Source organism: Kribbella sp. DT2, assembly GCF_049844575.1.
Lineage (GTDB): Bacteria > Actinomycetota > Actinomycetes > Propionibacteriales > Kribbellaceae > Kribbella.
In genome coordinates, this window is record NZ_JBNCLH010000003.1 from 825,624 (window position 1) to 847,516 (window position 21,893).

Here is a 21,893-nt window from a genome sequence, read left to right on the forward strand (position 1 = left end):
CTTCCCCCGCTTCGGGGAGGGTGAGAGACGGACGGGGGCATCGGCCTCTCGGGGGTGAGCTCAGTCGAAGCTGTGGTCGATGCGGTGGTGGTAGCGCTGGCCGGCCTTGCCGCCGACGATCGCGGCGAGCAGCGTGACGACCAGCACGGCGGCACCGAGGATCAGCCCGCCGGTGGTGAGGTCGGCGTCGGCGATCGGGATGGACGGCAGGTCGACCCGGTCCAGGACGTCGTACTGCGAACCGGCGAGCGCGCCGATCCCGGCGACGATCAGCGTGACCACGACGCCGATGCCCCAGACGCCGAAGCCCTGCCGCGCGCCGTCGAAGCGCGCGAGCCGGCCGGCGACGTACCCGCCGTTGTAGTAGGCGATCGCGAGCACGACGACCAGCAGCGCGCCGGACACGATGCCGAGCGTGCCGGCCTGCTCGTCGATCAGCCCGCGGTCGATGGTGACCGCGTAGTCGACCGCCGCCGCGATCGCGCTGACGATGCCGGTCAGCAGCACGATCAGGCCGACCGCGATCAGCCAGCCGAAGAACGCCGAACCACCCTTGAACCCGCGGTAGGCCGGATCCACCTCGGCGGCGGTGGAGGTCTTCACGTCGGACCGGTGCAGCGGCTTGTGCTCGTCGACCGGGCCTTCCTCGACCACCGGCTGGGTCGTGGTCCGGTCGGGCGTGAAGCGCTGTTCGGGCGGACCGACGCGCTGGTCGGTGTCGTCACGGTAGTGCTGGACCATGGCTGTTCTCCTCACAGGGACGGCCCCGTCTCTCACCTCCCGTACCCGCGACTACACCCCGGCATGCGCCGCGCGGAAGGGCCGCGCGGACTAGTCCATCTCGGCGTCGATCCGGTCGTGGAACCGCCGCCCGGCGCGCCCGCCGAGGATCGCGAAGACCAGCGTCAGCAGCACGACCGCGCCCGCGGTCGCCAGGCCGCCGTACAGGAGCAGGTCGGAGTCGAGCGTGCCGACCCGTAGCGGCAGGTCCGCGCGGTCGAAGTCGTCGACGGCGTCGTACCAGATGTTCAGCGCGGCACCGATCCCCGCGACGAGCACAATCAGCAGCAGGGTGATCAGCCAGACGCCGAAGCCCTGCCGCTTGCCGTCGAAGCGTGCGAGCCGGCCGGCGACGTACCCGCCGCAGAAGTACGCCAGGCTCAGCACGACCGTCACCACGATCGCCGCGGTCAGCGCGACCTCCCGCGGCCGCTGCTGCGCGTCGAGCCGCGTGTAGTCGAGGAAGTAGCTCGCCAGGCTGCCGAGCCCGCCGACGACCAGCGTGAGGAACACGGTCATCGACAGCGCGATCAGCCAGCCGAAGAACGCCGCCCCGAACTTGAACCCCCGGTACGACGCCCGCTCGGTCCCGTCGGCCGCCTCGAACCCGGGCTCGGTCTCGGGCTGGTCCGGCACCAGCCGGACGCTCGTCATCGCCCGGTGCGCCGCCGCCCGCGCCTCCTCGTAGCGCTGCGTGCTCGTGTCGGCCCGCGGGTCGGTCAGCGTGCCGGGATCTTCGAACGGCTGAACCACAACAATCTCCTCACGGGGGGCGCCTCTTGCGGGGGCCTACCCAGGAGTCGCGTGGCTCATTCACCCGGCTCGCCAGATTTAACCCGGCTCTTGTACGCCGTCCGGATAGCGACGCGGAGTGAACACCAGCGGCCCGCCCGGACGCTCGACCGACCGCGTCTGCGAGGACCCGATCAGCAGCAGGCACCGCATGTCGACCGTGGCCGGGTCGAGCTCACCGAGCGTGGTGATCGTGACGGACTCGTTCGCTCCGCCGACGTCGCGGCCGACGACGACCGGCGTCCCGGGGGCGCGGTGCTCGAGCAGCAGTTCGCGCGTCGCGGCGACCTGCCAGGTGCGCGACTTGGACGCCGGGTTGTAGATCGCGATCGCCAGGTCCGCGGTCGCGGCCGCGGTCAGGCGGGCGGCGATCACGTCCCACGGCTTGAGGCGGTCCGAGAGCGACAGCACACAGTAGTCGTGCCCGAGCGGTGCACCGACCCGGCTGGCGACGGCCTGCGCGGCGGTCATGCCGGGGAGGACGTGGACGGCGAGGTCGGCGTACTCGGGTTCGGCGGCGACCTCGGTGACCGCGCTGGCCATCGCGAAGACGCCGGGATCGCCGGAGGACACGACCACGACCCGGGAGCCCTTGCGGGCCAGGTCGAGCGCGAACGCGGCCCGCTCGGACTCGACCTTGTTGTCCGAGGCGTGCTTGCGCTGCCGGGCCCGGTCGGGCAGGCGGTCGACGTACGGGCCGTAGCCGATCACGTCGTCGGCGGAGGCGAGCGCGGCGCGGACCTCGGGCGTCATCCACTCCGGGCCGGCGGGTCCGAGACCGACGACGGTCACGGACCCTTCTTCTTGTTTGTGCTGTTCAGGCCTTTCAAAGGTGTTGTTGATCGGGCTTGGCAGCAGCGCCAGCGAGAAGTACGGCACCGACTCTGGATCCACCTCGTTGAGCGGCAGTGTCCTCTGGTTCTCCGTCGTCGCGCGTTCGACGTACCAGGCCTCGTCCGCCCGTCCGGCCAGCTCGAACGCCTCGCGCACGTTGCCGAACGTCCGGCCGAGCTTCATCACCGCGGCCGCGTCGGTCTCCCGCAGCTTCTGCGCGAGCACGTCCGGCGGCAGCGTGCCCGGCAGCACGGTCAGGATCTCGTCCCGCTCGCACAACGGCCGGCCCAGGACGGCGGCCGCCGCGCTCACCGACGTCACGCCCGGCACGACCTCGCAGTCGTAGCGATCCGCGAGCCGCTTGTGCATGTGCATGTAGGACCCGTAGAAGAGCGGATCACCCTCAGCCAGTACGACGACGTCGCGCCCGCCGTCGAGATGCGTGGCCAACCGCTGCGCGCACTCCGCGTAGAAGTCGTCCATCGCGCCCTGGTAGCCGCCCGGGTGGTCGGTCGTCTCCGTGGTCAGCGGGTAGACCAGGTGCTCCTCGACCTGACCGTCGCGCAGGTACGGCGCCGCGACCGAGCGGGCGATGCTCCGCCCGTGCCGCGCGCTGTGGAACGCGATCACGTCGGCCGCGCCGATCAGTCGCGCGGCCTTCACCGTCACCAGTTCGGGGTCGCCCGGGCCGAGCCCGACACCCCACAGCCGTCCGGTCACTCTTCCTCGCTGGCGATCGCGTTGACAGCGGCGGCGGTGATCGCACTGCCGCCCCGGCGCCCACGGACGACCAGGTACTCCAGCCCGAGCTCGTTGGCCGCAAGCGCGTCCTTGGACTCGGCCGCGCCGATGAACCCGACCGGGATCCCCAGGACGGCGGCCGGCTTGGGCGCGCCGTCCCTGATCAGTTCGAGCAAGCGGAAGAGCGCTGTCGGAGCGTTGCCCACGGCAACCACTGCGCCGTCGAGCCGGTCGACCCAAAGGTCCAGCGCGGCCGCACTCCGCGTAGTCCTCAAACTCATGGCCAACTCTGGGACCGACGGATCGCTCAGCGTGCAGACCACCTCGTTGTCCTTGGGCAGCCTCCGCCGAGTGACGCCCGCGGCCACCATCGCCGCGTCGCAGAAGATCGGCGCACCGTCCTGGAGCGCTTGGCGGGCGACCTTCACCACACCGTCGGACCAGCCGATGTCCTGCACCAGGTCGGTCATCCCGCAGGCGTGGATCATCCTGACCGCGACCTGCGCGACGTCCGGCGGCAGGTCACCGAGCGCGGCCTCGGCCCGGATCGTCGCGAACGACCGCCGGTAGATCTCGGCCCCGTCGGTCTCGTACTCGTACTGGCTCACCGCATCCTCATCACACTCTGCTCGGCGGTCACGGCCTCTGAACCGTCGACCGAGTACCCGTCGGTCAGCGCGAGCACGTCCACGAAGTCTCCCGCGGGCTGCCCACACCGCCGCTCACATCCGGACCAGTGCACCGGTCTCTGGTTCTTCGGCAGCGCCGGGGTCACCCGCCGCGCATCACGCCGTACGTCGGCCAGCGCCTTGCCACAGCCAGGCTTGCCCGCACAGGCGGTCACTCTGTTCCACGGCGACTCACTGTCCACCACCAGCCCTGTCTGCTGCAGCCGGTCGGCGTCTGCTCCGACCACCACGACAGACCGCCACGGCGTCACCCGCAACCGCCCAGCCTCAGCCAGTACGGCGGCCTGCTCCGGCCCCAGACTCCCCAGCGGCACGGTCGCCACCAGCAGCTCCGGCCCGTAGACCCCGGCCCGCACGGGCCCGCCCGCCGGCAGCTCCTCAGCGTCCGCTTGCTGCTGCCCGCCGGACCTGCTGTAGCCCAGCCTGCTCAGGACCTTGGCCACGCCATCCGCCAGCTCACCCAGCCGCCACTCGCCGTCCCGCTCGTCCAGGAACGCCTCAGCAGCCCGCAGCATCACCAGCGGCGCCTCAGCCGGCGCCAGCCGAACGCCGGTGTCCTCACCAGCCAGCAGCAACGCCAGCTGGTCCCTGACAACCCGCACCCCGACATCAGCCCCGACCGCAGCCAAGTCCCCACGCCCGTCGTCCAGCGCGAACAGGAACCGCCCCGGCAGCTCAGCCAGCCGCGGCGACGCACACAGCCCGCGGTCCAGCTCACCGACCAGTGCCTGCAGGTCGTACGACCCGTCCAGCCCGGACAGGGGAGAGGCCAGGATGTTCCGCACCCGCTCATGCGTGATCGACGGCAGCAACCCAGCGTCGTACAGGCGGTCCGACAGCTCGCCAGGAGCCCGCAGCGCCCGGATCTGGATGTTCCCCCGCGAGGTGAGCTCCAGATTCCCGTCACCCAGCTCGCGCGAGGCCTCGGACAGCACCCGAAGCTGCATCGGGCTCAGCACTCCACCCGGCAGCCGCACCCGAGCCAGCCCACCATCAGCCGCCTGGTGCACCGAGAGCACACCAGGACAACGGTCCGGTTGACTCCTCCCAGCGCTGGCCACAGCCGTGATGCTACGTCCCGCCCGTCAGCTGTGTTCTGCGTCACCGCGCAGCAGCACCCCGACCATCACCAGAGCGGTCAGCCCACCGCACACCATCACCACCGACACCGAGGTCCGATCCAGCAGCAGCCCACCAACCAGCGCCCCGGCCGACAGCGTCGCCTGGAACGACGAGGTGAACAGCACGGTCGCCGCCTCCCGGGCCTGAGGCGCCGCCGCAGCGAACCAGCTCATCGAGCAGACCGGCACCGCGCCGTACGCGAGCCCCCAGACCACCAGCAGCCCAGCCGCGCCCAGTGTCGTCCGACCGACCAGCGGCAGCAGCAACGTCGCCAGCGCCAGCAGCCCGGCCGCGCTGAGGAAGGTCAGCCGCAGCCACCTGCTGACAGTCAGCCCCGCCAGGCCGTTCCCCACCAGCCCAGCCACGCCGTACACCAGCAGCAGCGTGCTGATCAGCTCCGGCTGTACGCCGGTGACGTCGCGCAGGAACGGTGTCACGTACGTGTAGGTCCCGAAGTGGGCCACCACGATCAGACAGGTCGCCACCAGCCCGACCCGCGTCTGCCTGAGCCGCAGTACCTCCCGCAGTACCGCCAGCCGCGTCACCTCCTCAGCCGGTAGCGGCGGCACGAACAGCACGAGCGCCACCAGTACCAGCACACTCAGCCCGGCCAGCAGCAGGAACGGCAACCGCCACCCGCCGTGCTCGCCGAGCCACGTCCCGGCCGGTACGCCGAGCACCGACCCCAGCGGCACCGCCGAGAAGATCACCGCGGTCGCCCGTCCTGCCTGGTGTTCCGGCACCAGCCGCCCGGCCAGCCCGGCCCCGATCGACCAGAACCCACCGATCACCAGCCCGACCAGCACCCGCGCCGCCAGCTCCAGCCAGTACGTGCCGGCGACTGCGGCCAGTACGTCGGCGCCGGCGAGCACCACCATCAGCACGCCGAGCATGAGCCGGCGGTCGACCCGCGCGGTCGTCACCGTCACGAGCGGCGCCGCCACCGCGGCGACCAGACCAGGCGCCGTCATCAGCCAGCCCGTCCGCCCCGGCGACAGCCCGAAGTCCTCGCCGATCGGGATAAGCAGTCCGATCGGCAGGATCTCGGCGGTGACGAGGGAGAAGATCCCCAGCGTCACCGCGACGACCCCGAGCCACCGGACGACCGGCGTACGCACCAGCACTGAACCAGCCATGCGCCCAGTCCAGCTGCTTGCCACCGGCAACTCTGGCGGTATCCCGCCCTCCTGATCCGTTACCGTGGACGCCCGTGAGCATGACGAGGAACCCGGACCGCTTGGTGCTGTTCACCGACGCCGTCGTAGCCATCGCCGTCACCCTGCTGGTGCTGCCGCTGGTCGAGGTGGTGACGGAGTCGAAGACCGAGGGCCTGACCGCGCTCGAGGTGATCACCGAGCACCGGTCGCAGATCTTCACCTTCTTGCTGAGCTTCGTGGTGATCGTCCGGTTCTGGCTGGTGCACCACCGCGTGTTCGAGCACGTCCGCCGGTACAACACCCGCCTGATCCAGCTGAACCTCGCCTGGCTGCTGCTGATCGTCATCCTGCCGTTCCCGACCGAGATCATCGGGTCGTTCGAGACCAGCAGGTTCACCAGCGGGCTCTACATCGGCACGATCCTGGTGCTCAGCCTCTGCCAGACCGGCCTGGTGCTGATGATCCGCCGGCACCCGGACCTCGAGGACCCGGACAACCCGGTGACCCGCGGTGAACTGATCAACTCGATCGTCACCGCGGGCCTGTTCGCGCTGGCCTTCGTCGTCGCGGCCCTGGTGCCGCGGGTCGGCTTCTACGCGCTGTTCCTGCTGTTCCTGACCCCCGTGATCACCAGGACGCTGGCCAAGAGGAACGCCTAGCGCACCTTGCTCCAGAGGCCGCAGTGGTGCTCGGTGCTCAGGTTGACGGGCTTGATGCCGCCGTCCTGGTCAGCCGGCGCGAGTGAGAGACCGTTGACGTCGCCGTGCTTGACCGGCGCCCAGTGCGGACGGTCCGGTCCGTTCGGGTTGCCGGTGCGAGCGAACGTCGTCCAGTAGTCGATCATCTGCTCCGACAGCCGCTGCTGCGCCGGCGTCATCGGCAGTTCGGCACCGCCCAGGCTGAACAGGTACGGCAGCTCCATCGCGTGCGCAGCGCCCTGCCCCGGCTGGGCCAGCGGCGAGTTCGTGTCCGCGAACTCGTATGCGTACACCGGCACCTTCCGCGCCGCCTGCAGGTCGTTGGCCACCTGCGTGCACGACCAGATCCGGTCGGTGGTGACAGCGGCCCACGCCTCGGCCGCCGACTTGTAGTTCTTCAGCGGGTACTCACGCAGTACGGCGGCCGCCTGCTTCGCCCCGACCATGTCCTTCACCATCCGCGGGTAGTCCGCGTCGCTGATCTTGCCGCCGTTGAACGCCGCCACCCAGGGCGTGGCCTCGTCATGGTTGTTCCCGGACAGCACCGGCACCCGGTGGAACAGCCCGGCCTTCATCGCCTTCGCCGGACTCAGCGGCAGCGTCGCAGTACCGCCGTACGCGACCTGCGTGAACTGCAGCGTCTCCGCAGTCAGTACGGCGGGGTCAGCAGCGCGCAGGCAGTCCAGCATCGCCTGGCCAGGCGTGCACTTCAGCTTGTCCTTGGTAGCCGCGGCCCACTCCGCACCGGTCTGCCGCACCCGGCTCTCCGGGACCCAGAACGAGTCACCCGCCTGGCCGGGGTACTGGCTGTTGTCGGCCCAGCTGAACGCGCAGGACCCGCTCTGCATGATCGCCTTCGAGAACAGCCCGGTCGCCGTAGGAGAGGTCATCTGGGCGCAGACACTCATGCCACCGGCCGACTCGCCTGCCACAGTGACGTTTCTGGGGTCTCCACCGAAGCTGCGCGCGTTCCGCTGCACCCACCGAAGGGCAGCCTGCTGGTCCTGGATCCCGTACGTTCCGGAGCCGCTCAGCCCGGGGTAGCCGAAGAACCCGAAGATGCCGAGCCGGTAGTTGATCGTCACCACGACGGCGTCGCCGCGGGTCGCCATCTCGTTCGCGCCGTAGTTGCTGCCGGCCCCCATGAAGAAGCCGCCCCCGGGAATCCACACCACGACCGGCCGCGGCTTGGCCGACTGCTTCACCGGGGTGGTGACGTTCAGGTAGAGGCAGTCCTCGGTCGTGGACCCACCGGGCGCTTCGGGGTTGTCCTGCTGCGGGCACGCGCTGCGGTACTGCTTGGCGTCGCGGACACCGGTCCAGGGCTTCACCGGCTGCGGCGCCTTCCAGCGCAGGTCCTTCACCGGCGGAGCGGCGTACGGGACGCCGTTGAAGACCCGGGCCTCGCCGGAGACCTCACCACGCAGTACGCCGGCGTCGGTGCGGACCTCCACCGGGTCGCTGGCGGAGGCCGTCACCCTGTTGGTCAGCAGCGCGACCGGCACCAGCAGGAGTGCCAGTGCCAGCCGCGCCTTCTTCTTACCGAGTTTTCTGGTCATGCCCAGCAGCCTCGGGCCTGGCGGGCGGTACCCGCTTCGGCCGGAGGGCCAGTCCCACTACGACTTTGGTCGAACCGTCAGTCTCGAACGGACGGGCTCGAACTAGCAGGTTCGAACTAGCAGTAGAGGTTGCCGCCCGGGTCGGTGCCGAGCAGCGAGGTGAAGCGCTGGTACGCGTCGACCCGGCTCTGCACCTGCCCGGGGTTGCCGCCGTTGCACTCGATCGAGCCGTTGATGCTGCGGATGGTCTCACCGAAGCCGGCGCCGTTGACCATCGCGTTGTGCGGGGTCATCGTGCCCGGACCGGTCTGGGTGTTCCAGTACCAGAGCCCGGTCTTCCAGGCGATGGCCGAGTTCTGCTCGACCTGCCAGGGGTTGCCGAGCAGGTCGATGCCGAGCGCGTCTCCGGCGGCCTTGTAGTTGAAGTTCCAGCTCAGCTGGATCGGGCCACGGCCGTAGTACGCCGCCTGACCGGCCGGGCAGCCGTACGGCTGGCCCGGGTCGCAGTAGTGCGGGTAGTTGGCCTCGTTGATCTCCTTGATGTAGACCAGCCCGCCGGTCTCGTGGTTCACGTTCGCGAGGAACGCGGCGGCCTCACGCTTCTTGGTGGCGTCGTCCCCGGTGTTGGCGAAACCGGGGTAGGCGCCGAGCGCGTCGATCAGGCCGGAATAGGTGTAGAAGGGATTCCGGCCCGGGAACATCTGGTTGAACTGGGACTCGCTGACCGGGAAGGCCTGGACGCCGTCCGGGGCCTGTTCGCGGGCGTCGGCGGGTGCGGTGAGCACCATCGTCATCGCCGCTCCGAGCGCTACCAGGACCGGCAGCGCGCGCACGAATCGTGGAATTCTCATGGTGGATCTCCTGTCCTCGACCGTGCCGGGTGGGGGCGGGGCACGGCCCGTTGGGGGCGGTGGGACAGGTTCGAAGCTATATGAAATCTCCCTGCTTATCTACTGTTGGCCGCGTTGCGTGATCAGTCGCTGACTCGGCGATGCCTCTTCCCGCCTCTCAGCGGCGGCCGCGGCGCGTGCTCTTCTCGCCTCTCAGCGATGGCCGCGGCGCAGCAGGTAGGTGTCCATGATCCAGCCCTTGCGCTCCCGGGCTTCGGCACGGACCTTTTCGATCTCGCCGGCCACCTCGGACAGCTTGCCGGCGACCAGCAGCTCGTCCGGCGTCCCGAGGTAGGCGCCCCAGAAGATGTCCGCGTCCTGGTCGGTGTGCGCCGTGAACGCGGTCTGCGCGTCGAGCATCACCACCACGTCGTCGACCCCGTCCGGCCAGCTCTGCTTCAGGCGCCGCCCGGTGGTCACCTGGATCGGCTTGCCGACCTGGTTCAGCCCGATCCGGTGCTTGGCGGCGAGCGCGGAGACGCTGCTGATCCCCGGAATCACCTCGATGCCGAACCGCAGCTCCCCACGCGCCAGGATGTCTTCGAGGATCGCGAGCGTGCTGTCGTACAGGGAAGGATCGCCCCAGACCAGGAACGCCCCGACCTGGTCGCCGCTCAACTCCTGCTCGATCAGCCCCGCGCACACGTCGGCCCGCCGGCGCCGCCAGTCGTCCACCGACTCGACGTACGCCGTACTGGTCCGGTCGCGTTCGGGATCCCGCCCGACGGCGACCTTCGGGTCCCGCGCGTACCGCTGCAGGATCTCGGTCCGCAGGTCCACGAGCTCCTGCTTGACCTCACCCTTGTCGAGCACGAAGAACACGTCCGCCCGCTCGATCGCGCGCACGGCCTGCATCGTCAGGTGGTCCGGATCCCCGGCCCCGATCCCGATCACCAAGATCTCCATGGCAGAGGAGCCTAGTTACCGGCACTCAGAGCGTGGACATCACCTGGTGGATCAGGTCTCGCATGTCCTTCTCGCCCTTCGAGTTCATCCAGGCGACGTTCGCGGCGTCCAGGCATGCCAGCGCTGCCCCCGTGACCGCTCGGGCCCGCGGATCCGACGGGTCGTCGGTGATGCGCAGCCGGCGCGCAACCTCCGGCGCCAGCAGTTCCTGCCACTTCTGCTGCTTCTCCAGGTGCCGAGCCCGCAACGCCGGCGTCTCCTGCATCATCTTCGCCAGTCGCAGCGCCCGGTCCGGATCCTCCAGGGTCTCCCCGAACTGGTCGTAGAACGCTTGCTCCAGCGCCACCCACGCGCCCTCGCCGGCCGGCCGCGCAGCGAGCGCCGCACTCAACTCCTCGCCCATCTCCTCGAGATGACCGAGTACGACGTCCTCCTTCGTCGGGAAGTACCGGAAGAAGCTCGTCCGTGACATCCCCGCCGCCGCCGCGATCTGATCCGCCGTCACCTGGTCGAACCCGTGCTCGGCGAACAACCCGAACCCGATCCCCGCCACCTCGGCCCGTACCGCCCGCCGAGCCCGATCCCGAAGTCCTGTCATTTGCCTTAGTGTACATTCTGGTACTGAGTTCCACTTAAGACACTCAGTAGGAGGTCCACCATGAGCAAGACCTGGTTCATCACCGGAGCTTCATCCGGCTTCGGCCGCCACCTGACCGAGCAGCTGCTGGCCCGCGGCGACCGCGTCGCCGTCACCGTCCGCCGCCCTGCAGCGATCGCCGATCTCGCCGACCAGTACGGCGACCGGCTCTGGTCCGCCACCCTCGACGTCACCGACACGCCCGCCCTCCGCAAGGTCGTCGACGCGGCGTTCGCCGACCTCGGCCGCATCGACGTCGTCGTCTCGAACGCCGGCTACGCGCTGCTCGGCGCGGCCGAGGAGTACTCCGACGCCGAGGTGGAACGCCAGCTCGACACCAATCTGCTCGCCTCGATCCAGCTCGCCCGAGCGGTCGTTCCGCACCTGCGCGCGCAGGGCGGCGGCCGGATCGTGCAGCTGTCCAGCATGGGCGCGCACGTCTCGGTCCCGGCGCTGAGCATCTACCACGCGAGCAAATGGGCGATCGAGGGGTTCTACGAGTCCGTCATTCCCGAGATCGCGCCGTTCGGCATCGGCGTCACGCTGGTCGAACCGGGCGGGTCCCGAACCGAGTTCACCGGCCGCAGCATGGCGTTCGCGACCGCGCTCCCGGCGTACGACGGCACGGTGGTCGGGTACGTCCGCGACCGTGCCGGTGCGGGGGAGTTGCCGGTCGGCGATCCGGTCAAGGTCGCTCGCGCGATCATCGACGCCGCCGATCAGGAGATCGCGGTGAAGCGTCTCCTGCTCGGCAGCGACTCTTACGCTCAGGTCATCACCACGTTGCGCGAACGACTCGACGAACTGGAGCCCGGCAAGACCCTGGCGCACAGCACCGACGCGTAACTGCTAATTTAGAAGTAAGTAGCCGACTTCGTGGAGGAGACCAGTGCCAACGGCCGAGGAAATGCTCAGCACCGACTCGGTCGTCGCCCTGGGCCGGATCCTGCGCAAGGTGGAGCCGGGGCTCGCCTTCACCGCGCTGCGGGCCGTGCCCGCCGAACTCCCCGGCATGGCCTTCAGCGACCGGGGCCGCCTGGTCCGCGACGCCCTGCTCGCTGATCTTCCCGCCGGCTACGGCCCGGCGGACGAGGTCTTCCGAGCAGCGCTCACCAGGGACGACTTCACCGGCTGGATGATCTGGCCCGTCACAGAAGCCGTCGCCGTACGAGCCACTGAATCGACCTCCACCTCCGCCTCCGCCTCCGCCTCCGCCTCCGCCTCCGCCTCCGCCTCCGCCCTCGCTTCCGTCCCCGGCGCGCCTGTCGCGGGCGGAGATGATGTCGAGCGCGGGCTCGAGTTGCTCGCCCTCCTGACTCCTCGGCTCACTGCCGAGTTCGCCCTCCGGACGTTCCTCGCGGCCGATCTCCAGCGGACTCTCGCGACTGTCACCACCTGGACCAAGCACCCCGACGAGCACGTACGCCGCCTGGCCAGCGAAGGCACCCGCCCGCGCCTCCCGTGGGCCAAGCAGGTGCGCGAGATCCTCGCCCACCCCGAGGTGACCCGCGAGATCCTCCACGCCCTGCGCCACGACGACTCGGCGTACGTCCGCCGCTCGGTCGCCAACCACCTCAACGACGTCAGCCGCGCCGACCCCGCCCTCGCCGTCGACATCGCCTCGACCTGGCTGGCCGACCCCGCGCCGACGACTCCGCAACTGGTCCGCCACGCCCTCCGTACGCTCGTCAAAGCCGGCGACCCCGCGGCCCTGGCCCTGCTCGGCTACGCCCCACCCGCCGCCCTCGCCGTCGACGGCCCGCTCCTGTCCGTCGAGGGAGTCACCGTCGGCGACTCGATCGAGTTCACCTTCGACGCCCGCAACGAGGGCCCCGACGAGGTCCGCCTCGCGATCGACTACGTGGTGCACCATGTGAAGGCGAACGGAACGCTGGCTCCCAAGGTCTTCAAGCTCACCACCCGCACCCTCGCCCCCGGCGAGTCCGTCAGCCTGGCCAAGCGGCACTCGTTCAAGCCGATCTCCACCCGCCGCTACTACTCCGGCGAGCACGCCCTGGAGCTCCAGATCAACGGCCGCCCGTTCGGCCGCGCCACCTTCACCCTCACCACGGAGGCCTGAGATGACCATCCCCACCCCGCCCGACCCGACCGTCGCCGAGACGATCAAGCACCTCCCGCACGCGATCACCACGTACCTGCGCGAGTCCCAGCCCGGCCGCAAGGCCAACTTCCACGACCTGCTCCCCGCCTTCGCCGCCGACGCCACCGTCCTCGACGACGGCAACACCTACACCGGCCACGACGAGATCCGCCACTGGCGCGAAACCGCCGCGTCGGAGTTCACCTACACCCAGGAACTCACCCACGCCGAGAAACTCGACGACACCCACTGGGTCCTCACCCACCACCTGGAAGGCAACTTCCCCGGCGGCGAGGTGGACCTCATCTACCGCTTCACCCTGGCGGGCGACGTCATCCAGTCCCTCGAGATCGCCCCCTGACCGCGCCGATCTCCTGGGAGGCCGATCGGTTCGCCGTACCAGGGCCACGGACGGTCTCGCTCGCCCTCTGACCGCGACGAGCTCTCCGTGGATCGCCCCTGACCCGGGGTCTCACTGTTCCCTGGTGATCGCCTGGATCCTGGCGAGGCGGTCGCCGACGACGCGTTCGTTGCCGCGATCGGTGGGCCGGTAGTAGACGCGGTCCGCGAGCTCGTCGGGGAGGTGCTGCTGGAGCAGCACGCCTCGGGGATCGTTGTGCGGGGACTTGTAGCCCCGACCGTGACCGAGCAGCGTGGACCCTCGGTTGTGGGCGTGCCGCAGGTGCTTCGGTACGACGCCGAAGCCGCCGCGCCTGACGTCGGAGATGGCCGCGTCGATCGCGTGGACGACGGTGTCGGACTTGGCGGCGGTCGCCAGGTAGATGGTGGCCTCGGCGAGCGGGATCCGTGCCTCGGGCAACCCGAGCAACTGCGCGGCCTCGGCCGCGGCGACCGCGACCTGCAACGCCTGGGGATCGGCCATCCCGACGTCCTCCGCGGCGTGGACGACAAGTCGCCGGGCGATGAAACGAGGGTCTTCTCCCGCCTCGATCATCCGTGCCAGGTAGTGGATCGCGGCGTCGGGGTCGGAGCCGCGCATCGACTTGATGAACGCGCTGATCACGTCGTGGTGCTGATCGCCGTCGCGGTCGTACCGCAGTAGCGCCCGATCGACCGAAGCCGCCACGAGCTCGGCGGTCACCACCGGCGCGCCCAGCTCCTCGCCCTCCGCATCGCCGGCACCGCCGCCTGCGAGGGCCGACGCGGCGGCGGCCTCCAGCCCCGTGAGCGCCCGTCGTGCGTCCCCCGAGGCCAGTTGCACGAGCGCCTCGAGGCCTTCGTCGGCGAGCTCGATCCCGTGGTCGAGCCCGCGCGAGTCCTCCACCGCCCGACGTAGCAGCGCGCGCAGGTCGTCGTCGGTGAGGGGCTCCAGCGTCAGCAGCAGTGAGCGCGACAGCAGCGGGCTGATCACCGAGAACGACGGGTTCTCCGTGGTCGCCGCGACGAGCGTCACCCAGCCGTTCTCGACACCGGGCAGCAGCGCGTCCTGCTGGGCCTTGGTGAAGCGGTGGATCTCGTCGAGGAAGAGCACCGTCGACAGCCCGTACAGCTCCCGGTCGTTACGCGCCCGGTCCATGATCGCGCGGACGTCCTTGACGCCCGCGGTCACCGCCGACAGCTCGACGAACGTGCGGCCGCTGGAGTGCGCGACGACCTGCGCCAGGGTCGTCTTGCCCGTACCGGGAGGCCCCCACAGGATCACCGACACCACGCTCGCGCCGGCATCGGCGGCGAGCACCCGCAGCGGCGAGCCCGAACGCAGCAGATGCTGCTGCCCGACCACCTCGTCGAGCGATCGCGGGCGCATTCGCGCAGCCAGTGGGGCGGGAACCGAGTTGCTCACGATGACTGTTGCCCTTCGGATGTCGGGTGGGAGTAGAACCCTCCCAGACCAACCACGACACCCTCCGTCAGGTATTCACCGCAGGAAAGCTTGAAGAGCCCGCGTGGTCTCCGTCGGCGCCTCTTCCGGCAGATAGTGATCGGACGGGAGCGCGGCGCCCTGGACGTCGGTCGCGTACGAGCGCCAAACATCCAGTACGTCGTACGTGCGGCCCACGAAGCTGGAGGCTCCCCACAGGGCCAGGACCGGGCAGGTGAGGGGCGTGCCGTACGACGTGTCGTCGTGGACCAGGTCGATGGTCGCGGCGGCTCGGTAGTCCTCGCAGCTGGCGTGGATCGCCTCGGGGGTGGAGAAGCAGCGGACGTACTCGGCCATCGCTTCGGAGTGGAAGGGCGTGCCGCCGTGGTGGCGGGACTCCATCCGGGCGCGGATCCAGAACTCGGGGTCGCCGCCGATCAGCCGTTCGGGGATGCCGTTGCCGGCGGTCAGGAAGAACCAGTGGTAGTAGCCCTGGGCAAACGTCGCGTCGGCGTGCTCGAAGGTGTAGCGGGTCGGCACGATGTCGAGCACGGCCAGACGGTCGACGGCCTCGGGGTGGTCGAGCGCGAGGCGGTGGCCGACGCGACCGCCGCGGTCGTGACCGGCGACGGCGAAATGGTCGAAGCCGAGGGACTGCATGACGAGCAGCTGGTCGCGCGCCATCGCGCGCTTGCTGTACGGCGCGTGGTCGGGAGTGCCGGCCGGCTTGGCGCTGTCGCCGTACCCGCGCAGGTCGGTGGCGATGACGGTGTGCGTCCGCGCCAGCGCGGGCGCGACCTCGTGCCAGATCAAGTGGGTCTGCGGATAGCCGTGCAGGAGAAGCACCGGCGGCCCGCTTCCGCCGACCGCACAGTTGATTTCGGTGCCGTCGGCATCGATCTGCCGGTACTCGAAGCCGTCGAGCTTCATCGCGCCTCCAGTTGATCGATCACGGCCTGGGTGAAGCTCGTCGTGGTGGCGGTCCCGCCGAGGTCCGGCGTCCGAACCTCCCGAGCAGCCAGTACGCCGGCGATCGCGCGCTCCACCTCCGCGGCGGCCTCCGCGTGCCCGAGGTGGTCGAGCATCATCGCGGCCGTCCAGATCGCGCCGATCGGGTTCGCGACGCCGCGGCCGGCGATGTCGGGCGCGGAGCCGTGCACGGGCTCGAACATGGACGGGAAGTCGCGCGGCGGGTTCAGGTTCGCGGCCGGCGCGATACCGATGCCTCCGGCAACGGCCGCGGCGAGGTCGCTGAGGATGTCGCCGAAGAGGTTGGAGGCAACGATCACGTCGAAGCGCGCCGGGTCGAGCACGAGCTTCGCGCTCAGCGCGTCGATGTGCTCCTGGTCCCAGCGGAGGTCTGGGTGCAGAGCGGTGCGCTCGGCAACGATCTCGTCCCAGAACGGCATCGTGTGCACGATCCCGTTCGACTTGGTCGCCGAGGTCACGTACCCGCCAGGTTCGCTCCCCGCCCCCACCTCGCCGTACGGACGTCGCCCCTCGGCCAGCGCGAGCCCGTAGTCGACCAACCGCGTCACCCCGGCCCGCGTGAACACCGCCTGCTGCACCGCGAGCTCGTCGGGGAACCCGCGGCTCATCCGCCCGCCGATCTCGCTGTACTCGCCCTCGACGTTCTCCCGGACCACGACGAAGTCGACCTCACCCGCGACCGTGCCCCGCACCGGGCTGTCGAGCCCGTCGAAGACCCGGATCGGCCGCAGGTTCACGTACTGCTGGAACTGCCGCCGGATCGGGATCAGCAGCCCCCACAGCGACACGTGATCCGGTACGCCGGGAGCGCCGACCGCGCCGAGGAAGATCGCGTCGTGGCCGCGGATCTGGTCCAGGCCGTCGGCCGGCATCATCGCGCCCTCGGCCAGGTACCGCTCGCAGGACCAGTCGAACTCGTCGTACGAGAACGCGATCCCGTGCCGCCGGCCGACGGCCTCGAGCACGGCGAGCGCGGCCGGGACCACCTCGCGGCCGATGCCGTCACCGGGAATGAGCGCGATCCGCTGTGAAGTCGTCATCTCCCGATCAGACCAGGTGTCGGGCGTTCAGGTCCAAGACCAGTTTCCGACCGGACCGATAGGCGCCGCCTATAAGTTGTCGCGGGCAACTGCCAGGAAGGCCGCCGCGGCCGGCGTCAGCGGAGCTGTCCGGCTCGCCAGCGAGAGGTGCAGGTGCGCCGCCGGCTCCAGGAGTGACACCGTCGCGCCCGCCTGCCGCGCCAGCGTCGCCCACGAGTCAGTCAGTACGGCGTACCCGACGCCGCCGAGCACGAGCGGCAGGATCGCCTCACGGTGCTCGGACTCGACCACGGCGGTCACGTCGATCCCGTCCGCCTGGATCTCGTCGACCAGCCGCCGCATCCCGGTCCCGACCTGCCCGACGATCAGCCGGCACCCGCGCAGCGCCTCACGCCGTACCGGACCTCCGTCGGCAAAAGGCGACCCCGGCGGCGAGATCAGCACGAACCGCTGCACGCCGGCCGGCTCCAGGTGCACGCCTGCGGCCTTGGCCGGCTCCGGCGTCCCGAGCAGCCCGAGCTCGGTCACCCCCGACCGAACCATCTCCAGTACGACGTCCGCCGTCGGCGCCGCCCGGATCCCGACCGACAGCCCCGGATACGCCCGCGTGAACGCGCCGATCACGCTGCTCAACGGCTCGACGGTCTGCGACGGCATCGCCGCGATCTCCACCCGCCCGGCCTGCAGCCCGGCAGTCGACTCCACACTCGCCCGCGCCGACGCGATCCCGCGCACCACCTGCCGAGCCGGCTCGATCAACGCCTGCCCGGCCGGCGTCAGCACCACCCGCCGCCCGACCCGGTGGAACAGGTCGCTCCCGAGGTCCCGCTCCAGCGTCCGGATCGCCTGCGACAACGAAGGCTGCGCAATCCGCAACGCCTGCGCCGCCCGGCTGACCCCGCCCTCGTCCACCACCGCCAGGAAGTACTCCAGCTGCCGCGCATCCACACCACTCACCTCCACTCGGCACTCACCGTAGTCCGCACGGCAGTACGTCGGACGCGATCGGCGGTGCCCCGCGCGCCCGTTCCGGACGGTCCCCTCCGGTTTTTCTGCGACATCGGAAGGATGTGGGGCGTCCCGGTGTTGACTGGTGACTGACGGCAACGAGAGGACAACTTGATGGACATCGGTCTGCAGATTCCCGACTTCACCTGGCCGAACGGGCCGGCGGCGCTCGGCGCCGAGCTGGGCGCGGTGGCCCGGACCGCCGATCAGGCGGGGTTCGGCTACATCGCGGTGATGGACCACTTCTTCCAGATCGGCAACGTCGGGCCGGTCGAGAACGACATGCTCGAGGCATACACCACGCTCGGGTTCCTGGCCGCGCACACCGAGCGCGCCAAGCTGCTCACGGTGATCACCGGCGTGCACTACCGCGAGCCGGGGCTGCTCGCCAAGGCGGTCACCACGCTGGACGTGCTGTCCGGCGGGCGCGCGGTCCTCGGGCTCGGCGCGGGCTGGAACGAGGACGAGTCGCGTGGGCTCGGGTTCCCGTTCCCGCCGCTGGGCGAGCGGTTCGAGCGGCTCGAGGAGACCGTGCAGTACGTGCTGAAGATGTGGTCGGACGACGAGAGCGCGTTCGAGGGCAAGCACTACCAGGCCACCCGGCTGCTCAACTCGCCCCAGGCGCTCAGCTCGCCGCACCCGCCGCTGATGATCGGCGGCGGCGGCGAGAAGAAGACCTTGCGCCTGGTCGCGAAGTACGCCGACGCGTGCAACCTGTTCAACACCCCCGAGCTGGAGCACAAGCTCGACGTCCTCAAACGGCACTGCGAGACCGAGGGCCGCGACTACGACGAGATCACCAAGACCGTGTACCACTCGCTGGACACGGGCGAGAAGGGTGAGAAGACCCAGGAGCTGATCGACGAGCTCGGCCGGCTGCACGGTCTCGGCGTCCAGGTCGCCCTCGGCTACGTCCCGGACGTGCAGAAGCTCGACGGCCTGGAGCGCATCGGCGCCGACGTCATCCCGGTCGCCGCAGCCTTCTGACCGTACGACGCCGAACCGCAGCGTCCGAAGAACCCGCATGCGTCCGAAGAAGGGTGCGCTATAGCCTCGGGTTCTTCGGACGCATGCGGCTTCTTCGGACGCTAGCGGGCCGCACCTCACGCAACGAAGGTCGCAACCCCGATCCGCCCGCCGTCCACGTCCAGCGTCGTCGCGTGGATGAACCTCGCATCATCACTCGCCAGGAACACCGCCGCCCGCGCGATGTCGTCCGGATGCCCGACGTCCCCGCCCGGCGTACCGGCCATCATCCCCGCGGCCGGGTGATCGGTCATCGTGTGCACCACCCCCGGTGAGATCGCGTTCACCCGGACGCCGGACGCCCCGAACTCCGCCGACCACGCCCGCGTGAGCGTCTCCAGCGCTCCCTTCGACGCCGCGTACGCCGTACCGCCGCGCACGCCCAGCCGCGCGACCCACGACCCGAGGTTGACGATCGTGCCCCCACCCGCAGCGGCCATCGCCGGCGCGATCGCGGCGACCAGGAAGAACGGCGCCTTCACGTTGACCGCGTAGATCGTGTCGAACGCGCCCTCGTCGATGGTCGTCGTCCCGGCGCCGTTGAGCGCGCCCGCGTTGTTGACCAGGATGTCGATCCGGCCACCCAGTACGCCGGCCGCCTGCTCGGCCAACTGCTGCGCGGCGGCGGGGGAGCCGTCGAGGTCGGCCGCGACGAAGTCCGCCTTGCCGCCGGCGGCGCGGATCTCGGCGACGACCGCCTCGCCGCGCTCGGCGTTGCGGCCGGTGACGACGACGTGGGCGCCCTCGGCGCCGTACGCGACGGCGATCGCCCTGCCGATGTTGCTGGTGGCCCCGGTGACCAGGGCTGTCTTGCCTGCCAGACGCATGGAACCTGCTCCTCAACAATGGAATGGACTGATGAGTCCAAAGTAGCACGCAGATTGGACCCATCAGTCCAGAGGTCTGGCCCGAGCGGTCCACAGTAGGCTGGGGGGATGGAGGAGCGAGTGCTGACCGCGAAGGGTGCCGCGACGCGGCAGCGGATCGTCGACGGCGCCGCCCGGCTGATCCGCGAGCAGGGCGTGGTGAACGTCGGCCTGGACGACATCCGGGCCGCGACGGCGACCAGCAAGAGCCAGCTGTTCCACTACTTCCCCGACGGCAAGTCCGACCTGATGCTCGCGGTCGCGCGGCACGAGGCCGAGCAGGTGATCGCGGAGCAGTTGCCGCAGCTCGGCGACCTCACGACCTGGCGCAAGTGGCAGGCCTGGCGCCGCCGCGTCATCAAGATGTACGACGAACAGCGCGAAGGCTGCGCCCTGTCGGCCCTGGTCGGCCAGCTCGGGCTCGGCGACACGACCACCCGCCAGATCGTCGGCGACATGCTCGACCGCTGGCTGCAGTACCTGGTCGACGGCGTCGAGGCGCTGCGTGCGTCCGGCGAGATCGACACCTCGATCGACCCGGTGCGGGCGGCCACCGCCATCCTCACCGCGGTCAACGGCGGCGCCACCATGCTGGTGGCCACCGACCGCATCGTCTACCTGGAGACCGCGCTCACCGAGGCGATCGACGACTTGCGTCGTACCGGCTAGCTGTCCTTCTTCTGCTCACGCCACTCGCGCTCGAAGGGCAGCCGCCAGGCCCGCGGCGCGATCAGCTGGTGGATCGCGTTCGGGCCCCACGTGCCGGGCGCGTACGGCTTGACCGGCGGCGGGTCCTCCAGCAGGAGCGTCGAGTTCTCCCAGAGCGACTCGATGCCCTCGGCCGTCGTGAACAGCGTGTGGTCCCCGCGCATCGCGTCGAGGATCAGCCGCTCGTACGCCTCCAGCACGTCGGCCGCCGACTCCGTCTCCTGCGTGGAGAACTGCATCGACAGCTTCTCCAGCCGCATCCCGGGACCAGGCCGCTTGCCGTAGAACGACAGCGACACCCGCGACGAGTCCGCCAGGTCGAAGGTCAGGTGGTCCGGACCCTGCGCCCCGACGCCGGAGCCGGCCGGGAACATCGTCTTCGGCGCCTCCTTGAACGCGATCGAGATGATCCGCATCCCCTCGGCCATCTTCTTGCCGGTCCGCAGGTAGAACGGCACGCCGGCCCAGCGCCAGTTGTCGATCCCGACCTTCATCGCGATGAACGTCTCGGTGTCGGAGTCCGGCGCGACACCGTCCTCGCCGCGGTACCCGCCGTACTGACCTCGTACGACGTCGCTCGGCTGGATCGGCAGCATCGACCGGAAGACCTTGTTCTTCTCCTCCGAGATCGCCCGCGGCTCCAGCGCCGTCGGCGGCTCCATCGCGACGAACGCGAGCACCTGCAGCACGTGCGTGACGACCATGTCCTTGAACGCGCCGGTCGGCTCGTAGAACGTGGCGCGCTGGTCCAGCCCGAGCGACTCGGGGATGTCGATCTGGATGTGGTCGATGAAGTTGCGGTTCCAGATCGGCTCGAAGAGCCCGTTGGCGAACCGGAACGCGAGGATGTTCTGCGCCGCCTCCTTGCCGAGGAAGTGGTCGATCCGGAAGATCTGCGACTCGTGGAAGGTCTCGTGCACGAAGTCGTTCAGCTGGATCGCGGTCTGCAGGTTGTCACCGAACGGCTTCTCCATCACGACGCGGGCCCGGTCGACCAGGTCGGCGTCACGCAGCATCTGGATCACCGAGTGCGCGGCCTTCGGCGGCACCGACAGGTAGTGCAGGCGGCAGGCGTCCGGCCCGAGCAGCGTCTCGGCGGCCTTCACCGCGGCGGCCAGCGCCTCCGGCCCGGCCGTCGTCGACACGTAGCTGAGGCGGTCGGAGAACTGCTCCCACTCCTCCTCGGTGATCTTGTGCGTCCCGAACGTGTCCACCGCCAGCCGCGCGCGGGCACGGAACTCCTCGGTGGTCAGCTCCTCGGTCGCCGTACCGATGATCCGTACGTCGGGCGCGAACCGGTTCTGCTGCAGGTAGGCCAGCCCCGGCAGCAGCTTGCGCTTGGCCAGGTCACCGGTGGCCCCGAACAGCACGATCACGTGCGGCGCCAACGGCTCCAGGTCCCGCCGCGACGGCCGAGCACCGGGCGCCGGGTAGGCAATGGTCTGACTGCGGTCTGGCATGTGGTCCTCCCACGGACGCCGAGCTGATGGCAACCACTCGAAAGTGTAGGCAGCCGAGGTTGCCGAT

22 protein-coding genes are annotated in these 21,893 nt (G+C 70.1%); 6 read left to right on the forward strand and 16 right to left on the reverse strand.

Annotated features, from left to right (window positions below):
- Positions 1 to 60: 60 nt before the first annotated feature.
- The 6 genes from ACLQ2O_RS17260 to ACLQ2O_RS17285 form a co-directional block, all read right to left on the reverse strand.
- The gene (locus tag ACLQ2O_RS17260) at positions 61 to 741 is read right to left on the reverse strand and encodes a hypothetical protein (protein WP_425832385.1); all 681 of its coding nucleotides are present in this window, start codon (positions 739 to 741) and stop codon (positions 61 to 63) included.
- 90 nt (positions 742 to 831) lie between these two features.
- Complete coding sequence (locus ACLQ2O_RS17265; protein WP_425832387.1) at positions 832 to 1,533, reverse strand: hypothetical protein; 702 nt, start codon at positions 1,531 to 1,533, stop codon at positions 832 to 834.
- A gap of 78 nt (positions 1,534 to 1,611) precedes the next feature.
- Positions 1,612 to 3,126, reverse strand: a complete 1,515-nt coding sequence (locus tag ACLQ2O_RS17270) for a precorrin-2 C(20)-methyltransferase (protein ID WP_425832389.1) — start codon at positions 3,124 to 3,126, stop codon at positions 1,612 to 1,614.
- Positions 3,123 to 3,755, reverse strand: coding sequence for a precorrin-8X methylmutase (locus tag ACLQ2O_RS17275; RefSeq protein ID WP_425832391.1), 633 nt, complete (start codon positions 3,753 to 3,755; stop codon positions 3,123 to 3,125). Before ACLQ2O_RS17275 ends, ACLQ2O_RS17270 begins: the two co-directional genes overlap by 4 nt.
- Positions 3,752 to 4,855: a precorrin-3B synthase gene (locus ACLQ2O_RS17280; RefSeq protein ID WP_425832393.1), complete on the reverse strand. Its 1,104-nt coding sequence runs from the start codon at positions 4,853 to 4,855 to the stop codon at positions 3,752 to 3,754. Before ACLQ2O_RS17280 ends, ACLQ2O_RS17275 begins: the two co-directional genes overlap by 4 nt.
- Before the next feature lie 66 nt (positions 4,856 to 4,921).
- A complete protein-coding gene (locus ACLQ2O_RS17285) occupies positions 4,922 to 6,094 on the reverse strand; it encodes an MFS transporter (protein WP_425832394.1) in 1,173 nt (390 codons plus the stop codon).
- A gap of 80 nt (positions 6,095 to 6,174) precedes the next feature.
- Between ACLQ2O_RS17285 and ACLQ2O_RS17290 the strand changes: the two genes are divergently transcribed.
- On the forward strand, positions 6,175 to 6,774 hold the full coding sequence (locus ACLQ2O_RS17290) for a TMEM175 family protein (protein WP_425832640.1): 600 nt from the start codon (positions 6,175 to 6,177) through the stop codon (positions 6,772 to 6,774).
- On the opposite strand, the gene ACLQ2O_RS17295 is transcribed toward ACLQ2O_RS17290, so the two are convergent.
- The 4 genes from ACLQ2O_RS17295 to ACLQ2O_RS17310 all read right to left on the reverse strand — a co-directional run bounded on the left by ACLQ2O_RS17295 (position 6,771) and on the right by ACLQ2O_RS17310 (position 10,766).
- Positions 6,771 to 8,372, reverse strand: a complete 1,602-nt coding sequence (locus ACLQ2O_RS17295; protein WP_425832396.1) for a carboxylesterase/lipase family protein — start codon at positions 8,370 to 8,372, stop codon at positions 6,771 to 6,773. The two genes, ACLQ2O_RS17290 and ACLQ2O_RS17295, sit on opposite strands and share 4 nt — an antisense overlap.
- A 116-nt stretch (positions 8,373 to 8,488) precedes the next feature.
- Positions 8,489 to 9,223 carry a chitinase gene (locus ACLQ2O_RS17300; RefSeq protein ID WP_425832398.1) on the reverse strand — a complete coding sequence of 245 codons (735 nt, stop codon included), beginning with the start codon at positions 9,221 to 9,223 and terminating at the stop codon, positions 8,489 to 8,491.
- A 192-nt stretch (positions 9,224 to 9,415) separates the two neighbouring features.
- Complete coding sequence (cobF, locus tag ACLQ2O_RS17305; RefSeq protein ID WP_425832400.1) at positions 9,416 to 10,168, reverse strand: precorrin-6A synthase (deacetylating); 753 nt, start codon at positions 10,166 to 10,168, stop codon at positions 9,416 to 9,418.
- 25 nt (positions 10,169 to 10,193) lie between these two features.
- Positions 10,194 to 10,766 carry a TetR family transcriptional regulator gene (locus ACLQ2O_RS17310; protein ID WP_425832402.1) on the reverse strand — a complete coding sequence of 191 codons (573 nt, stop codon included), beginning with the start codon at positions 10,764 to 10,766 and terminating at the stop codon, positions 10,194 to 10,196.
- Positions 10,767 to 10,826: 60 nt separating this feature from the next.
- Here ACLQ2O_RS17310 and ACLQ2O_RS17315 point away from each other — a divergent pair, with 60 nt between their 5' ends.
- Genes ACLQ2O_RS17315 through ACLQ2O_RS17325 form a run of 3 tightly spaced genes read left to right on the forward strand, consistent with a single transcriptional unit; the run spans position 10,827 to position 13,267 of the window.
- Positions 10,827 to 11,651 carry an SDR family oxidoreductase gene (locus tag ACLQ2O_RS17315; protein WP_425832404.1) on the forward strand — a complete coding sequence of 275 codons (825 nt, stop codon included), beginning with the start codon at positions 10,827 to 10,829 and terminating at the stop codon, positions 11,649 to 11,651.
- 43 nt (positions 11,652 to 11,694) lie between these two features.
- On the forward strand, positions 11,695 to 12,885 hold the full coding sequence (locus ACLQ2O_RS17320) for a DNA alkylation repair protein (protein WP_425832406.1): 1,191 nt from the start codon (positions 11,695 to 11,697) through the stop codon (positions 12,883 to 12,885).
- Between the two features lies 1 nt (position 12,886).
- The gene (locus ACLQ2O_RS17325; RefSeq protein ID WP_425832408.1) at positions 12,887 to 13,267 is read left to right on the forward strand and encodes a nuclear transport factor 2 family protein; all 381 of its coding nucleotides are present in this window, start codon (positions 12,887 to 12,889) and stop codon (positions 13,265 to 13,267) included.
- 111 nt (positions 13,268 to 13,378) lie between these two features.
- On the opposite strand, the gene ACLQ2O_RS17330 is transcribed toward ACLQ2O_RS17325, so the two are convergent.
- From ACLQ2O_RS17330 to ACLQ2O_RS17345, 4 genes are all read right to left on the reverse strand, one after another.
- A complete protein-coding gene (locus tag ACLQ2O_RS17330; RefSeq protein ID WP_425832642.1) occupies positions 13,379 to 14,731 on the reverse strand; it encodes a replication-associated recombination protein A in 1,353 nt (450 codons plus the stop codon).
- Positions 14,732 to 14,785: 54 nt separating this feature from the next.
- Positions 14,786 to 15,658 (reverse strand): alpha/beta fold hydrolase, encoded by an 873-nt coding sequence (locus tag ACLQ2O_RS17335; protein ID WP_425832410.1) that lies wholly within the window; start codon positions 15,656 to 15,658, stop codon positions 14,786 to 14,788.
- Complete coding sequence (locus ACLQ2O_RS17340) at positions 15,655 to 16,758, reverse strand: tartrate dehydrogenase (RefSeq protein WP_425832412.1); 1,104 nt, start codon at positions 16,756 to 16,758, stop codon at positions 15,655 to 15,657. The genes ACLQ2O_RS17335 and ACLQ2O_RS17340 overlap by 4 nt, the downstream gene beginning before the upstream one ends.
- A gap of 69 nt (positions 16,759 to 16,827) precedes the next feature.
- Positions 16,828 to 17,706 (reverse strand): LysR family transcriptional regulator, encoded by an 879-nt coding sequence (locus ACLQ2O_RS17345; protein WP_425832414.1) that lies wholly within the window; start codon positions 17,704 to 17,706, stop codon positions 16,828 to 16,830.
- A gap of 174 nt (positions 17,707 to 17,880) precedes the next feature.
- Between ACLQ2O_RS17345 and ACLQ2O_RS17350 the strand changes: the two genes are divergently transcribed.
- Positions 17,881 to 18,753, forward strand: a complete 873-nt coding sequence (locus ACLQ2O_RS17350; RefSeq protein WP_425832416.1) for an LLM class F420-dependent oxidoreductase — start codon at positions 17,881 to 17,883, stop codon at positions 18,751 to 18,753.
- A 116-nt stretch (positions 18,754 to 18,869) separates the two neighbouring features.
- On the opposite strand, the gene ACLQ2O_RS17355 is transcribed toward ACLQ2O_RS17350, so the two are convergent.
- Positions 18,870 to 19,619: an SDR family NAD(P)-dependent oxidoreductase gene (locus ACLQ2O_RS17355; protein WP_425832418.1), complete on the reverse strand. Its 750-nt coding sequence runs from the start codon at positions 19,617 to 19,619 to the stop codon at positions 18,870 to 18,872.
- A 108-nt stretch (positions 19,620 to 19,727) separates the two neighbouring features.
- Here ACLQ2O_RS17355 and ACLQ2O_RS17360 point away from each other — a divergent pair, with 108 nt between their 5' ends.
- Entirely contained in the window at positions 19,728 to 20,327 is a 600-nt protein-coding gene (locus tag ACLQ2O_RS17360; RefSeq protein ID WP_425832420.1) for a TetR/AcrR family transcriptional regulator, read from the forward strand.
- Here the strand turns inward: ACLQ2O_RS17360 and zwf are convergent.
- A complete protein-coding gene (zwf, locus tag ACLQ2O_RS17365; RefSeq protein ID WP_425832422.1) occupies positions 20,324 to 21,826 on the reverse strand; it encodes a glucose-6-phosphate dehydrogenase in 1,503 nt (500 codons plus the stop codon). The two genes, ACLQ2O_RS17360 and zwf, sit on opposite strands and share 4 nt — an antisense overlap.
- Between the last annotated feature and the right edge of the window lie 67 nt (positions 21,827 to 21,893).